Genomic DNA, 14453 nt, shown 5'->3' on the forward strand with positions numbered 1-14453 from the left:
CCTAAGTCAGTGGATGACAACCCTCGATCATATTTTGGATTACAATAAAGGAAGGTTTAAATTTATAACGAAGGTTCCAGTTGTTAACGGAAAGATGAGTACAGCCTCTTTTGAATCAGCTGTATGTTTCCGTTTCGAAAACAAGGGAGGGAAAAGATGAACATAAAAAAGCCTTTTTTGTGGGGAATCCTAACATTCACCTTTATCTTTTACCTTCCTTTTAATGCAGAAGCTAGCCCATTTCTAGAAAGGGGATCAGGCGGATCCTTTAATGACCAGATATCGACCTGGACGGACGGAATTAACGGTCTTGCTCCTACAATTTCATTTATGTTCTCGGCTTTGTTTACGATAATGTTTCTAACCGGTGTGGTTAGAATGGGCTATTCTATCGTGACAAAAACGGGGCAGGTAATGAAATTTTCGACTGGAATCCTAATTTGGGTTCCAATTACTTTTTTCTTTATCCGGATACTCATTATATTAATGTTTACAACAAATGAAAAAAATGTTACACTTTTGGCAAGTGATATCATTAATTTAATAAAAGCTACAGGTTATTATTCCTCGGTCGGGATGGTATTAATAGGTTTGGTTTTATTCATGTTCTACCGATTAATCGAGCATCCAGAGTATGGCAGATGGAGTAAAAGACTTTGGGTAAGCGCAGCTCTGTTGACTGTTCTGACAACAATTATGCCATTTGTTCTCGGTGCTGCATAATAAAGAAAAAGGTGATTTTATGTTAAGGTTAGTAGTGGATAATATCAAACAAACTTCCAAAGATAATGGCATTACATGCAGAAATTCTTGCGAATTATTCGATAGTATTACAGAAAGTTGCTCAATTAAAGAAAGAGTCAACGTTGACAGTGCTTTCGAAGCGAGTCGCTGCGGTCATTTTTTTCAAAAATCGCCTGAAAATGTTCAACCTAAGAGAATGCCATCTTTTAAATTTTCGTTGATTGAAGAAGACCAAGACTATCTTCTTGATGATGAGGAAATTTTCCATGAACTTATCGGGAACAAGTTTGATAAAAAAGAATCAACATATCCGCTGCAACCTGATTTTCCCTCCAAAAGAGTGGATGCATCATGGTATGTTTCACCATGTCAAACCTATGGATGCTGGATTATAAACAATTACAAAAAGCCCTTGCCATTACCTACAGAAATTGACCAGGCAGAAAAGGGATGGGGTAAAAAGGTGTATCGTTCTCCTATACCACTGCATGATCACAAAACTTCATTATCTCTGGCATCGAAAATTGCATGGGTAATTGATGAGGAAGGGTATGGCCAGTATTCGCTTTTAGTAAACGGTAAAATCTCAACGATTTCTTCGCCAAAGCCATCTAATTGGAAAAGGAAGTATTGAACCTGTGGTCTTTGCGCTGTTATAATATATGTAATAAATAGTAAAGGGACGAACCCTTGTTGCAATACACTACCAGTATGTGTATTGTCAGCAAGGGTTTTTGTTTTTTCTGAAGGGAATGAGCACATGTTCAATGGATAAAATTGTGATTATTGATGAACAAACATCTTTTCGTGAAGGTTTAAGAAAGATAATTGAATTAAAATTCGGGTATCCTGTTGAAATAATAGAAAAGGAACCTAGTAAACTTACTCAAAGAGATGAAAATGAACCACCCAGGTTGATTATCACTCAATTTGTTGATCAAAACATTGAATTGTATATTAATGAAATGAAGGCTCACGGAACCAAAGTAGTGCTGTTAAGTTTAGAAACTTCAAATATTCAAAAGTACATTGATTTAGATGTATTTGATGGTTTTTTGTTGAAAAATATGCCTACAAGTCAATTGTTAGGTGTCCTGCAAGGCATCATTGAAAATGACGAAGTTTATGTTCATCCTTCCATCGGCTATAGGTTGCTGAAAAGAATTCAGAAAAATACACAAAATGTAAAAACCACTTGTATTTAGTGTAGTATATGGTATATTTATTGTATAAAAAATACCAAATACAGGGGGTTTTTCGTTATGAAAAAAACAGTTGCGGTTATTGGAGGCTCTCAAGAAGCTACTTATAAAAAAATTGGACAGAAGCATGGATTAAATATTCTTTTCCACACCGGTAAATCAAGGAACGGTGGGAACAAAAAGGAATTCCGAAACCTTATTATAAAAGCGGATTGTGTAGTTGTATTACTAGGAGCTTGTGGCCATGTAAGTATGGACTTGGTAAAGGAATTATGTAAGAAAAACAATAAAAAGTTGGTATTCCATAATGGTTTTGGCGCTTCTGGAGCAATTCAGTTGTGTGTGGATCACCTAGAGCAAGTAACTGCAGCATAAAAGGAGTATGTAATGTTTATTACGAGTATATCTAAAAAAAAGCAAGAGAAACAAGGGAATGCAAAACAATCGGATGAAATAGTCATCGAGGTAAGTAAAGCGGAACTTCACTTAATTAAAACAATAAGAGAAATTAAAACTATGGATGAGTTTATTCAAATAAGCGCTGGAATGATGCCAGGTCAATTAAAAACCTGTCTTTTATACATCGCTACCGAAAAAGAATGAACGGGGTTGAGTGGATTTGAATCAGATAGAATATCAAAAAAAGGTAATCAAAGAAGAGTATGTTCAAGAACAACCTGTTTCTGAAACAAAAAATGAAAAAAAAGATATAATACAATTCCGATTAACGAGAAAAAATCGTTATCGTGAACCGCTCAAGTAAAAGGTGGTGGGCTAATTTGAAGATTAGTGGCAAAGTGCTGATATGTGCAGAGAAACCAGATCAGGCAAAGAAAATTGCAGACCCCTTCCCAAATAAACATAATGGTGATCATATAGTGATAGAACCATGTGATATGTTTCCGAAAGGGGCGATCGTTATTTCTGCGTGCGGACACGTCTTAGAGCTCTATGCCCCATCTGATTACTCCTCAACTATGAAAGAGTGGACGCTCAAACAACTTCCTATCATTCCAAAAGAATACAAGCTAAAAGTCAGTGATTCTAAGAAGTTCTATTTTAACAGTTTTAAAAAGTTCCTTAAAGATACGAGTATATCTATGGTCATTCACGCTGGGGATCCTGAGCAAGAAGGGCAACTTCTTATCGATGAAATTCTTTATTTTTTGAATAACAAGAAACCCGTAATGCGTCTTTGGACTACATCTTTAACAAAGGAAAGTATTGTTAAGGCTTTTAAAAATCTCAGAAACAACAAGGAATTCATTGGTTACTACAACGCTGCGGTTGCGAGGCAGAGGGCTGATTGGGTAGTTGGAATTTCGTCCTCCAGGTGCCTGACAATTTTATTAAATCAAAAAGGAATACCAAAAACATTTAGTGCTGGACGAGTTCAAACCGCGTTGACAAGTCTAATTTATCAAAGGGAACGGGAAATAGAAACTTTCAAAAGCCAGCCTTACTGGGATTGTTTTATTGATGTCAGGTTTGGCGGTGAAAAATTGATTGGTAAATGGTTTAATAATGTCGCTGATCATATATTTGAACACGAATCAGCACAGGCGTTAGTTGATTTTTGTAAGCTGAAAGAGGCACAGGTTTACTCAGTTACAAAAGAAGAGATAAAAGTACGTCCTCCGCAGTTTTACAACTTATCCTCATTACAAATGGAGGCTAACCGGCTGTACGGAATGTCCCCGGTCAGCGTTTTAAATTTTTGCCAGTCCTTATATGATAAATCGCTGATTTCATATCCAAGAAGTGATAGTCGTCATCTAACGCAGGAGGAAGCAAAATGGTTGCCTACAGTTCTGGAAAATTTATCGAAAGTTGAAGATTATTCCGCCTTAATCAAGGGGGCTACCAAGGATATATCTAATGACAAAAGATATATAGATGAATCCAAAGTATCGGACCATTATGGGATTGTTTTGACAGAGGAATTTGTAGATCCGGGAAGCCTGCCTAAGGGTGAACAATTGATTTACGATCTTATCGCTAAATCTATTATTGCAGCTCATTATCAAGATCACATTTACGACACTACCGAGGTAATCCTGGCAGTTCAACATCGATTTACATTTAAAAGTAAGGGGAGGAAGATAAAAGAAAAGGGGTGGAAGGTTGTTTATCAAGAGATACCTGCAAATCCACCTGAAAAAGAAGAGGATTCCGTTGAGATTCCAGAATTAATTGAAGGACAAACCGGGAGCATATATTCTGTCGAATTGAAGGAGGGAGAAACAAGTGCCCCCTCGAGATTCACCCAGGGAGATTTAATTAAAATTATGACCAATGCCGGCCGATATGTAAGTGAACGAGAAGATTTTAAGAATACCGAGTTATCATTGGGGACAGAAGCGACAAGAGCGAATATTGTTGCTACCGTGACATCCAGATATGTAAAAGTACATAAAAATCTTGTTTATATGCAGCCGGAAGGCAGGGTGCTTATCGAGGCGTTAGGCCAGAACAATTATTTAACGTCAGTTTTAACAACAGGACGCATGGAAAGATATTTGGAGCAAATCCGAATGGGGAAAGGCTCTGTTTCAGATTTTATTCAAAGAACTGAACAAGTAACCCGCATGGTAATTGATAAATTAATTTCCGAGGCACCGACTTGGCGCTTTGGTGATTATGTTAAGGAAATCCAAGAAGCCGAAGAAATAGGAAGATGCAAAATTTGTGGAGCTACAGTTTTGGATAAAGGGAATTTTTTTGGCTGCAGTAGTTACAAAGAAACCCAATGTAACTTTAAAATACCTAAACAAATTTTAGGGAAATCAATTACGAAAGAAAACGCCAGAAAGCTATTGGACACCGGTACAACCGCATTAATCAAAGGGTTCCAAAAGAAGGATAAGAGCGCCACTTTCGATGCTTTTTTGTCCTGGGATAGCAACAATAAAACGATAATTTTTCGTAATGCAAAGTAAAAGAACAAGGAGGGGACATTTTGGAAAACGCAGATATAGAAATTCCTAATTTTATAGTGTTAAGAAAAGATCCAGCTTCACCGGCTATATATAAGGTGACTATTTGCCAAAGGACTCTAACCACAATACACGAAGAAGAGTTAAAAGGAATGCCAAGTGATTGGTCTGCCCAAGACTTCTACGAACTTCTTGATGAAGGGAATCGCTTTTTAATATTACCTGGTAGCTAACGGTAAGGAGGAGTGAGAAAATGAATTCGGCTTTATTGCATAGCGGCAAAGTTATATCAGCAGCAGAGTATAATGTAGATGTCCATGGTCACCGAATTTTTTGTATTGATAAGTCCTGTAGGGCCCCGGTTATCTATGTAGCTGGAACCGAAACATCTGTACCCTATTTTAAAACGACAGGAAAAAATGATGATTCAAAACATACTATCAGCTGTGGCTTTTATAAGCCGCTTACTTTTGAAGAAAGCATTCAAAAGGTCGGCGAGTATCAAGCTGAGCTTTCTGATCAAGGAATAAAAGAAACTGTGATTAGAATTAATTTAAATAAAATTGACCCTGATTATGAGGCTAAACAGGTAGAGAGAAACGAACAAGAGCCTAAGGAAAAGAATCCGAATGAAGTAAAGATTAAACAGGATAAAGCTGCTCCTAATAGCATTAGTTCGTTAAAGTCTGTAGTTAAATTACTTACCTCTTATGAGCCAGATACACTTGCATCTATATTAGTGAATGTAAAGGGAAAAAAAATCCCCTTATCTCACATCATTATTAGCTATGAGAAGGCGCACGAATTACTATGGAGCGGGCAGGCAGTTGAAGGTCTAAGTTATTTTGTATATGGAACAATTGAGCAAGTCTACCGGCGGGAAAAGGTATATTATATAAACTTTAAACCAATTAATAATGTTCTTTTTAGTCTGGTTATTTTTGACAGATATTTTAAGCACTTCACTTATTCTGATGAACAACTCATAGGAAAAAAGGTATTGGCCTGGGGTCCTTTAAGACAGAATTCGTTTAAAGATCAAAAGAATACCAGTGAGATTATTATAAAGTCAAATAAATATATTGAGTTCATAAAGTAAAACAAATAAGAAAGCAGGTAATATAATGATGAAATTTTTGACACCTGAAGAAGCAGTTGCGAAGAAACAAATGAAGAAAAAGTTGATTTTAGCAGGCAGTATTTTATCGGTAGGTACAATGAGTGGTTTTTTGACATATTTAATAAACTCAGCATTATGAGTAATGAAGGAGAGCCTGAAAAATTGTACCGATTACTAATGTTTATGATTGAGGATACACGACAGAAGCTTTCTGAAAGTGTTGCAAAAACAGGTTTGAATAGCCAGGTAACTATAAAAATAAGCCAAGAATTAGATGATTTAATAATCGAGGTACAGAGATTAAAGACAGAAAGTAATAATACTCTTGTAACTAGATAGGGGTTTGTTATGAAGTTCGAGTCGATAGAGAGAAGTCCAAAAGTGACAACGTACTATTTAGTACTAGGCACAATAGCATGGTTCATGGCAACAAAGAATATATTATTCAGCGGTGATTTAACGGGGATCCTTTTCGTGATGATACCCTTATTGCCAATTTGGGGACTTCCAATTCTTTTTCAGTCAACAAAAATAGAAGTGTATGAGGATTTTTTCATTTTTAAGCAAGGTTTTAAAAAGAAAAAATATAGTTTAAATGGAATCAAGAAAGTTTACAGAAAAACAATCAGAGAACAATTCACAGGAGAGGGATTTCAAAATTTCCAATACATTTCCCTTCAGTTTCAGGGCGGTTTCACTGTTAGTTTTCCATTTTCCTTTCTTTCGTTATCTAAAGGAACACCAGGCTTTTTAAATCATATAGAAAAGCTAAATCCAGAAGTTGAATTTGATGATGATACGATTTTAATAAAGAAGGGTCAAGAGCACCCTATGAATAAATGGTTCAGCAGAATCATTTTAGGATTAGGGAGTGGGCTTTACTTAATCATTATTGTGGCCAACATTTCATAGTAATTGGACTAAGATTAGAATGAAGTAGTAAACTTTAAGAGCCATTTAAAAAGCAGCGGTTTCCGCTGCTTTTGTTTATATTCTTTTTAAAACCTCTGATTCTTTCCACGAATGAGCTGCATGCCGCTTCCTCGCCATTTTCCTCTGAAGATAGATCATTGTCGTTTTTATGTCCGAATGGCCAAGAGCTTCCATGATTGTCAGTAAGTCAGCTCCTTCATCTGCAGAGATTAAGGCGTAGGCATGGCGGAAAGTATGACAAGTAATGGGTGTTTTCCGCAATTTAATAAAATCCAAGTTGGCCTGGTTGATTTTCTTCGTTAAGTAATTGGACAGATATTTATAATTATAGGCTTTCCCTTTCGCTGTCGTAAAAAGAGGGGAATAATCTGAACCGTCCAATTTCAAGCCTTGCCGTCTTCTTATTCGGAAGTTTCTTATTGCTTCTAAGACTGGAGGATGAATTAATACTTCTCTTATTTTATTCCTCTTACCAATTACAGTGAGCCAATACTCACCCTCGATGTATGTAAGGTCGCAAACTCTTACTTTACACAATTCTTGAATCCTAATCCCAGTAGTGGTTAATACTGAAATTAGTCCGAAAATAATAGGGTGGTCTCTAAAGTAATCCAACAGTAGAATAACCTCCACAGAGCTCAACTCTTTATTCGGACGATCTATTGAACGGACATTGCTGCTCAACATCTTTTTATGAAGTGGCGTACTGATGTAGTTATTCTCATATAAAAATGAAAAGAATCCTTTCAGTACTACCATTTTTCGATTAAGCGTGGCAACAGAGTAAGGCTTTCCGCCTTTCCCTAAAGGAGCTTCTTTAATCCATTCCTGGTATTTTCGAAGATTCCTGTGAGTCAAAGTTTTAATGATTTGGTAATTAGAAATATTATTCTCTAAAGCGATTTCCAATTCACTGGCTTGCTCAAGTAATTGCTTATAGAAAATCAGAAGGTCCCGCAGATATTCTTTCTTTGTGTTTTCTCCTCGATCTTTATTTTCATTTAAATCTTTCCGTTGATGAACGAACAAATATATCATTTCAATATCATTGAAAGAGGTATAGTCCGGTTCTCCACTTACATCTATCAAATCTGCCATTTTTTTATAAAAGGAAGAATCCGACATGAGTAATGTCAATGAAGATATATTTGATTGGTCTTTTACTTTATTTAAAATCTTGAATTCTGAATTATATAAGAAGACTTCATTATCAGTATTCATTATTTACCTCCTGTTTATATTTAGATGTTTCTAGGTATATTAATTCCTTTCACTCTTATATATTTTTAATTTAAAACATAAATTTACCTGCCATTATTATTAGTTTAGAAGAAAAATAGGTTATTTGTCTACTTATTAAGATAGATAATATAAATAAATGTCAAATAACATATACATATATTTATTTTTAAATATGTATATATGTATATAAACTTAAAACTAGACAGTATATGATTATGTTGATAATATTAGGTTGTGGGGTATAGGATAATATTTTTCATTGAAAGAAGGTGGGAGTTTTTTTAGTTTGAGGAAACTTAAAATCCCGGGGAAGTAAAAAATTTTAAGAAGAGTTGTACGTATCGGAACACCATTCTAAATATGTTAAATGTACTAGTAAATTGCTAGGAAGCATCGAGCAAGATATGAATGTTATTTTCTTATATTAAAAAAAGTTGTTTTACTATACTTCATTGTATAAGGCTGCTAGGACCCTTAAAAGTAAAACACAGAAAGGACTAGCTTATATGAGAGATAAATACGATAAAACAGATAAAAAGGTTAGATTTGGCAGATACAACATAAAAGTCACTACCTACTATTTATGGAAGCATAAAGCAGGCTTAAGGATTGAAGTTAGACGATTCACATGGACCCAGACAGTTGAAATAGAATTACTAACAGGCGACGATATTGTTACTTTAAAAAGAGTACATAGGCGGAAAGCTTTAAAGAATGGAACAAAGAAAGAAGTAGATAAAGTTGTTGAAGAGTTCATCCAGTATGCAAAGGATAACGGTTTTAAAGTTTATGAAATTGGTGATGACTCATGATGAGAGGTAGATATATTGGAAGGGACCCCCTAGTATCTCTTAAGGTGGAAGAGGATTATTACCTCTTCCCGAATGGTCCAGATTATTACTATGTTTCGAGATTCCCTAATGAACGAGCACATACTGGTTGCTACGAAAGACATTTGTTTAAGACTTTTATTGAAACTGAGGGTGTGGAAAAAGAACCAGAACAAAAAGCAATCAAGCTTGATAAGGAAAAAATGTATTCTGCCCGTTTAATATGGAGGCGAGAAGGTTATAGCTCCACTGAATTAAAAACGTACTATATAAAGCCTTTGAATACACACTGCTATTTTTATGAAGACGCTAAATTAACGAAATTTATAGGATGCTTTCCTATGCACTGGTTCGATGAATTTTCGGAAGTCGATGAAAAGGGAATTCATATAATAGAAGAAACTAGTTCTAAACGAGCAGATAAAGTCGAAGGAATAATGGAAAATGCTGAAGAGTGTCAGCAACTTTCATTATTTTAATCTAAATGGAAGGGGAAGCTGGTTGAAGTGATAAATGCTTATAAGGAAAAAGAAAAGGTTCTTATTTGCGAATTTTGCGGGTGTGAAGAAAGCCCAGAATCAATTGAAGTGGATCATTTGGAAAAAGGGTATTGGTGCGAAGTCTGCGACGGTTATAATTACCTTCATGAAAAACAACAAAAGCACCGCTTTACCATTATTCTTGAAGATAAGGCATCCAGAAATGTCATTATGCCTAACCCAGATATTTCATTACACAAACGGCTTTCCCCTTTACGCTATCCAGGAGGGAAATCAAAACTAATCAATTACATATATTCCAAACTCCAAAAAGAGGCTACAAAAACACTTGTAGGAGCCTACGCCGGTGGAGCGAGCGCAGAATTAGCGCTTTTGGATGCCGGAATTATTGATGACCTGGTTTTAAATGATGTTGATTATGGTATCTATTCCCTCTTTTCAATAATAAAAAATAGCCCGCAGAGATTAATCGAACAGATTAAATCCACATTACCAAACCACGAAGAATTTTTCTTAAGCCGTAAAACGATTGATGATAATTTTGCTGATTGCAGTATGTTCGATGCTGCATGGGCTACGTTAATCGTTAATCGCCTATCTTATTCCGGGATATCAATGGCAAACCCCTTAGGTGGCCGGCAAGGGGATCAAAAAACGCTCTTGTCTAGATGGAATCCAAATGAACTCATTAAAAGAATAAATCGAATATATAAAATGAGAGATAGGATTACTGTACTCAATATGGATGCTTGCCAGGTTATAGAGGAATACTACTGGCGACCTCAGACAACCATCTTTCTAGATCCTCCGTACATAAATAAAGGTAAGCAGCTGTATCGCTGTTCTTATGAACAAGAAGATCACGAAAAGTTGAATATATTGTTAGAAAGCCTTTATCATGGATTTCCAGGGGCGGACATTATTCTTTGTTATGACAATGATCCTTTTATCGATGAAGCGTACACCTTACCAATTATAGAGAAAGTTTCTAGAATATATTCCATTTAAATGAAAAAAGCGTGATAATTAGAATATCTAAATTTATTTTATAAGATAAAAGATTTAGAAGAGAAAAGTTAGGTGGTCTTTAATGGAAAATCAAAACTCAGATATGCTTACAACTAAGGAAGCGGCCAGAATACTTAATGTTAAGCCGACAACAATACATAAATACGTTAGAGAAGGAAAATTAAAACCAGTATATACTGATGGGTGGCAGATTGATGCAACGAAACTATTTTATACCGCGGATATAGAGGCGCTTAAAAAAGAACTTCAAAAGCCAGGCATTACGACCGGAGAAGCTGCGGATTTACTAGGGATTCATATTACTACGATTTCTCAATATATACAGAAAGGGATAATAAAGGCAGGGAAGAAGCTTTATAGAGGACGAGAAATATATTTTATTGAACCAGAAGAAATTGAGCGATTTAAAAGTGTTTATGACCAGAAGAAAAAAAGAGAACAAAAGAACTTTTTCGATAAAGAAACAGGGTTCGCTTGGTTTCAATCTTTCATCGACTCAAAGGGAAACTCTAACAATCGGATTTTACCAAATGACGAAGGTGAGCCATACCTAAACACAGAGGACGGAAAGCAGATTCATATAGATAAAGTCTTATTACTAGGATTTCAGCCTGTTTTTCAAATTCCTGATATAGATTACATTTCAAAAAGGGGCTATGCAAAATTCAAATTTTCTATATCAGAAAACTTCTATTCAATAATAACGTATTTTTACAAATATTTAGGGCCGAAGAATATGAAAGTAGCAGTTAATGAAGATCAAAGCATTACTGTTGAAGTAAAACCATTTTTTTTGAGAGAACAGCTGAACTCAGAAGAGATTAAAGAATTAAACAAGTCCCTAGTGGAAGGAAGTATCATTTGTAGATACGATGGAATCTTAGTAAACAGCGATTTAGAAACAATTACTGTAGCTGTTCCAGCGGATTTGAAGGATTTAGTCAAAAAGGAAGCTGAAAGAACCGGCCATACTATTGAAGAAATCGTACTTGATTCATTGAAAGAAAAGTTCAATTATAAGTAATTGTTTTGAAAGGTGGATAGTCGTCGTCAAATCTACCATGTGATAAGATAATATATTTAGTTAACATAGTTAACACCTTGTTACAAGATGGTTTTTCTTGTTAACAGGGTGTTTTATTCGTTAACTAATGTGTTATAATAATATTAATCATTTAATTAGGGGGAAGGGTCACAATGGCCGATAAAATCCAAAAAAAGGTGAAAGGGTTTCGCATTTCACCTGATTTAAATTTAAAATTAGAAGATATCATTAAAGAATCAGGCAAAGACGAAGGTGAATGGTTTGAAGATCTGATTCTTCAAATTTCTGCAAATGAGCTTGTTCTTGAAAAGAGCGGCGTTCCATCGGATTTACGGAAACATTTTAGTAGTGACCTCGCTGCTATCAAGGATGCCACCAATTCTATTACTTCTCTGTTCTTGAACCAAATGAACCGGATTGCTGTTGAAAAAAATAACTGGAATCAGTTTTTGCAGGAAAAAGTCGATGATTATGAAAAAAGAATACGCACATTTAAAAACGATATAGGAAACCTGGAACAGACCATTCAAAATAAAGATAGTGAAATACATGATGCTAATAGTAGTATTCTGCAACTTCAAAATAAAGTAGACGGATTTGATAAGTTAGAAGCTCAATTAAGAAAAGAAATCTTGCGACTTGAAGAAGAAAATGAAAAGAATTCCTTAGAAGTGCAGCGTATTAGGGAAGAGTCGATTACAGAAAGGGAAAAACTCTATAAAGACTTTGATGATTTAAAAACCTCACATAAAGAAGAGAAAGATCGGTTAAATCAACAAATTGTAGATTTGGTTGATCAACTAAAGAAGGTTGAACCACTTGCTGACGAAAATAAAGATTTGCAAGAAAAGATGAGAGAACTTGAAGTGACATTAAAACGAAATAGTGCTGAGTATGAAATGAAGCTGACTAGAGCGGAAGAACAAGCTGAAATCGATAAACAAAAAGCCTTGCTCGCTCGCGAAAGGGAATTACGGGACGCCCTTTATGCTGAATTAAGGGATAATACCAAAGAACTGTATGAAAAGATTGAGAAATTACAAGCTGAAAATAGTAGACTTCAATTGGAGAATACTTCATTGAAGAATAAGAAATGGCCGGAATAAAAAAGGTAGTTCATCTTTTAAACTTTGAGTGGTAAAATAAAGTAAAAATAATCCAAGTGGGAAGAACCCAAGTCCTCCATTAAATAATGGTTGATTTGTGGTTCTTTTTTTATTTGGATAGGGAAGGGTGTGGAGTTATGGGCGATGATAGAGTTGTTGAAGAAAAAAAGAGAAAACTGATTGAAAAAATATTGAATCACCCCGTCCAGGGGGAAGTCTATATTTTAACCCAAGGGCGCATATGGAAGGCATTGGTGTTAAAACACTTCAGTAAAGTACAAAAGGGAGAGATAACGATCTTAGAATTAGTTGAAATTCTTGAAAAAAGGTATGCCGTAAAATATACACAAAAGTATTCCCTTATTCAATATCCTATAGAAGAATGTTTAAAATATATTGCTAAAGTGGCAAATAAGCCGCTCGAACTAAATAAGGAGTGAACCATGAAAATGAGAATTTCACAAATATTAATTGTACTATCTTTTTTGCTTATGATAACCGCTTGTTCGGAAGGAGAAATAGTCGGATTTAAAGAGGCTCCAAAATATGAGCCGAAAGTAGGTGAAGATGTCGGGCCTCTATCCGCTCAGCGTTTCCAAGAAAAAAATACAAATCCTACATCTGGTCCATCAGCTGTTAAAGAAGAAAATAATAGGGAAACGGTAAAGGTTATCAAAGTAACTGACGGCGACACCGTTACATTTGCCGACAAATCCGGAAACATTAAGGATGCGCGGCTGATAGGGATTAATTCTCCGGAGTATACAAAAGAGAAACAAGTATACGGAAAAGAGGCTACGGATTTTTTGACTAACCTGGTATTAGGGAAGGAAATAGAGATAGAAAGGGATCCTAATGCAGCTGTTACGGACCGTTATGGACGTTATCTGGTGCACGCTTTTATCGGAGGGAAAAGTGTGCAATATCTTCTTATTATGGAAGGATTAGCACGAGTTGCTTACCTTTATGATGATTATCAATATATCGATATGTATAAGGAAGCTGAGGGTTTTGCCCAAAAAGCAGGTTTGAATATATGGAGTGTTCCAGGATATGTCGATGGAGCAAATGGTTTTAACATGGAAGCAGTATCTGATGAGGTAGAAAATAAATTATTAAAAGGTTTTAACTTCATTAAAGAAAAACTAACAACAAAATAAAGTTATTCGACAAAGATTTCAGGACTTTATACCTATCTTATATTAATATTTCTATAACGTACCTATATGAAAGGAGATGATTTGCCTGAAAAGAATAGGGTTTGATTTAGAGGTGTTTGACAGTGAGCAAAATGAGCTGATGATAACCTTGCAAGGAACAGCAACTGATGAGATGGATTTGATTTTAAAATCAATATGCCAATTAATACGCCAGGTTGATCTTAAAGAAATGTGCGAAGAAAACCAGAGGAAGTTTGATTGTGAAATGAAAAAAATCCTTTACGCGGTAGTGGAAAATTATTGGTTAAACGGATGGTCTGATCCTGCTCACCCTAAAGATTCAACATCTAACTCTGAACTGGACAAGTCAAATTATAAAGAGCTTTCAGAACGCTTAATTACTTATCTTAAAGAAACTTCTTGTTATACATGAAAATATTGAGTTTATGGGAAATATATAGTAATATTGTCTTGTAATAGTTTTTGATTTTCTTATTTTTTGCAATCCTCCTTAGGATTAGCAGGCTATTTTAAAAGACAATGCGGCCTTTGGGTCGATGGACACTTACCAAGTTTTTTGAGGTATTTTGTGTCTATCACCTAGAG

Annotated in this window: 21 protein-coding genes; 20 read left to right on the forward strand and 1 reads right to left on the reverse strand. The window is 35.3% G+C overall.

Going from position 1 to position 14453, the window contains the following annotated elements:
• Window positions 1-156: 156 nt before the first annotated feature.
• From ACH0QE_RS02465 to ACH0QE_RS02520, 12 genes are all read left to right on the forward strand, one after another.
• A complete protein-coding gene (locus ACH0QE_RS02465) occupies window positions 157-723 on the forward strand; it encodes a hypothetical protein (RefSeq protein WP_415778258.1) in 567 nt (188 codons plus the stop codon).
• 19 nt (window positions 724-742) lie between these two features.
• Entirely contained in the window at window positions 743-1378 is a 636-nt protein-coding gene (locus tag ACH0QE_RS02470; RefSeq protein ID WP_415799159.1) for a hypothetical protein, read from the forward strand.
• A gap of 133 nt (window positions 1379-1511) precedes the next feature.
• On the forward strand, window positions 1512-1949 hold the full coding sequence (locus ACH0QE_RS02475) for a hypothetical protein (RefSeq protein WP_415778260.1): 438 nt from the start codon (window positions 1512-1514) through the stop codon (window positions 1947-1949).
• 57 nt (window positions 1950-2006) lie between these two features.
• Window positions 2007-2321 (forward strand): DUF2325 domain-containing protein, encoded by a 315-nt coding sequence (locus ACH0QE_RS02480; RefSeq protein WP_415778261.1) that lies wholly within the window; start codon window positions 2007-2009, stop codon window positions 2319-2321.
• A gap of 12 nt (window positions 2322-2333) precedes the next feature.
• Complete coding sequence (locus ACH0QE_RS02485; protein ID WP_415778264.1) at window positions 2334-2549, forward strand: hypothetical protein; 216 nt, start codon at window positions 2334-2336, stop codon at window positions 2547-2549.
• A gap of 16 nt (window positions 2550-2565) precedes the next feature.
• On the forward strand, window positions 2566-2709 hold the full coding sequence (locus tag ACH0QE_RS02490; RefSeq protein WP_415799160.1) for a hypothetical protein: 144 nt from the start codon (window positions 2566-2568) through the stop codon (window positions 2707-2709).
• A gap of 16 nt (window positions 2710-2725) precedes the next feature.
• Window positions 2726-4885: a type IA DNA topoisomerase gene (locus tag ACH0QE_RS02495; RefSeq protein WP_415778266.1), complete on the forward strand. Its 2160-nt coding sequence runs from the start codon at window positions 2726-2728 to the stop codon at window positions 4883-4885.
• A gap of 20 nt (window positions 4886-4905) precedes the next feature.
• A complete protein-coding gene (locus ACH0QE_RS02500) occupies window positions 4906-5115 on the forward strand; it encodes a hypothetical protein (protein ID WP_415778267.1) in 210 nt (69 codons plus the stop codon).
• Between the two features lie 20 nt (window positions 5116-5135).
• Window positions 5136-5981 (forward strand): hypothetical protein, encoded by an 846-nt coding sequence (locus tag ACH0QE_RS02505; RefSeq protein ID WP_415778268.1) that lies wholly within the window; start codon window positions 5136-5138, stop codon window positions 5979-5981.
• Between the two features lie 25 nt (window positions 5982-6006).
• Window positions 6007-6141, forward strand: coding sequence for a hypothetical protein (locus tag ACH0QE_RS02510; RefSeq protein WP_415778270.1), 135 nt, complete (start codon window positions 6007-6009; stop codon window positions 6139-6141).
• A 44-nt stretch (window positions 6142-6185) separates the two neighbouring features.
• On the forward strand, window positions 6186-6341 hold the full coding sequence (locus ACH0QE_RS02515) for a Spo0E family sporulation regulatory protein-aspartic acid phosphatase (RefSeq protein WP_415799163.1): 156 nt from the start codon (window positions 6186-6188) through the stop codon (window positions 6339-6341).
• A gap of 84 nt (window positions 6342-6425) precedes the next feature.
• On the forward strand, window positions 6426-6914 hold the full coding sequence (locus ACH0QE_RS02520; RefSeq protein WP_415799161.1) for a hypothetical protein: 489 nt from the start codon (window positions 6426-6428) through the stop codon (window positions 6912-6914).
• Between the two features lie 75 nt (window positions 6915-6989).
• Here the strand turns inward: ACH0QE_RS02520 and ACH0QE_RS02525 are convergent, their stop codons facing one another.
• The gene (locus ACH0QE_RS02525) at window positions 6990-8156 is read right to left on the reverse strand and encodes a tyrosine-type recombinase/integrase (protein ID WP_415778275.1); all 1167 of its coding nucleotides are present in this window, start codon (window positions 8154-8156) and stop codon (window positions 6990-6992) included.
• Window positions 8157-8683: 527 nt separating this feature from the next.
• On the opposite strand from ACH0QE_RS02525, the gene ACH0QE_RS02530 reads away from it, so the two are divergent.
• From ACH0QE_RS02530 to ACH0QE_RS02565, 8 genes are all read left to right on the forward strand, one after another.
• Window positions 8684-8989: a hypothetical protein gene (locus ACH0QE_RS02530; protein WP_415778276.1), complete on the forward strand. Its 306-nt coding sequence runs from the start codon at window positions 8684-8686 to the stop codon at window positions 8987-8989.
• Window positions 8986-9486 carry a hypothetical protein gene (locus tag ACH0QE_RS02535; RefSeq protein ID WP_415778277.1) on the forward strand — a complete coding sequence of 167 codons (501 nt, stop codon included), beginning with the start codon at window positions 8986-8988 and terminating at the stop codon, window positions 9484-9486. Before ACH0QE_RS02530 ends, ACH0QE_RS02535 begins: the two co-directional genes overlap by 4 nt.
• Window positions 9487-9513: 27 nt before the next feature.
• Window positions 9514-10515: a DNA adenine methylase gene (locus ACH0QE_RS02540; protein ID WP_415778278.1), complete on the forward strand. Its 1002-nt coding sequence runs from the start codon at window positions 9514-9516 to the stop codon at window positions 10513-10515.
• 82 nt (window positions 10516-10597) lie between these two features.
• Complete coding sequence (locus ACH0QE_RS02545; protein WP_415778279.1) at window positions 10598-11560, forward strand: helix-turn-helix domain-containing protein; 963 nt, start codon at window positions 10598-10600, stop codon at window positions 11558-11560.
• Between the two features lie 173 nt (window positions 11561-11733).
• Window positions 11734-12687, forward strand: a complete 954-nt coding sequence (locus tag ACH0QE_RS02550; protein WP_415782171.1) for a hypothetical protein — start codon at window positions 11734-11736, stop codon at window positions 12685-12687.
• Window positions 12688-12824: 137 nt separating this feature from the next.
• Window positions 12825-13127, forward strand: a complete 303-nt coding sequence (locus ACH0QE_RS02555) for a hypothetical protein (protein WP_415782172.1) — start codon at window positions 12825-12827, stop codon at window positions 13125-13127.
• A 3-nt stretch (window positions 13128-13130) separates the two neighbouring features.
• Complete coding sequence (locus ACH0QE_RS02560) at window positions 13131-13847, forward strand: thermonuclease family protein (RefSeq protein ID WP_415782173.1); 717 nt, start codon at window positions 13131-13133, stop codon at window positions 13845-13847.
• 112 nt (window positions 13848-13959) lie between these two features.
• On the forward strand, window positions 13960-14280 hold the full coding sequence (locus tag ACH0QE_RS02565; RefSeq protein ID WP_415782174.1) for a hypothetical protein: 321 nt from the start codon (window positions 13960-13962) through the stop codon (window positions 14278-14280).
• Window positions 14281-14453 lie beyond the last annotated feature (173 nt).

The organism is Mesobacillus sp., from assembly GCF_047739415.1.
Classification (GTDB): domain Bacteria; phylum Bacillota; class Bacilli; order Bacillales; family Cytobacillaceae; genus Mesobacillus.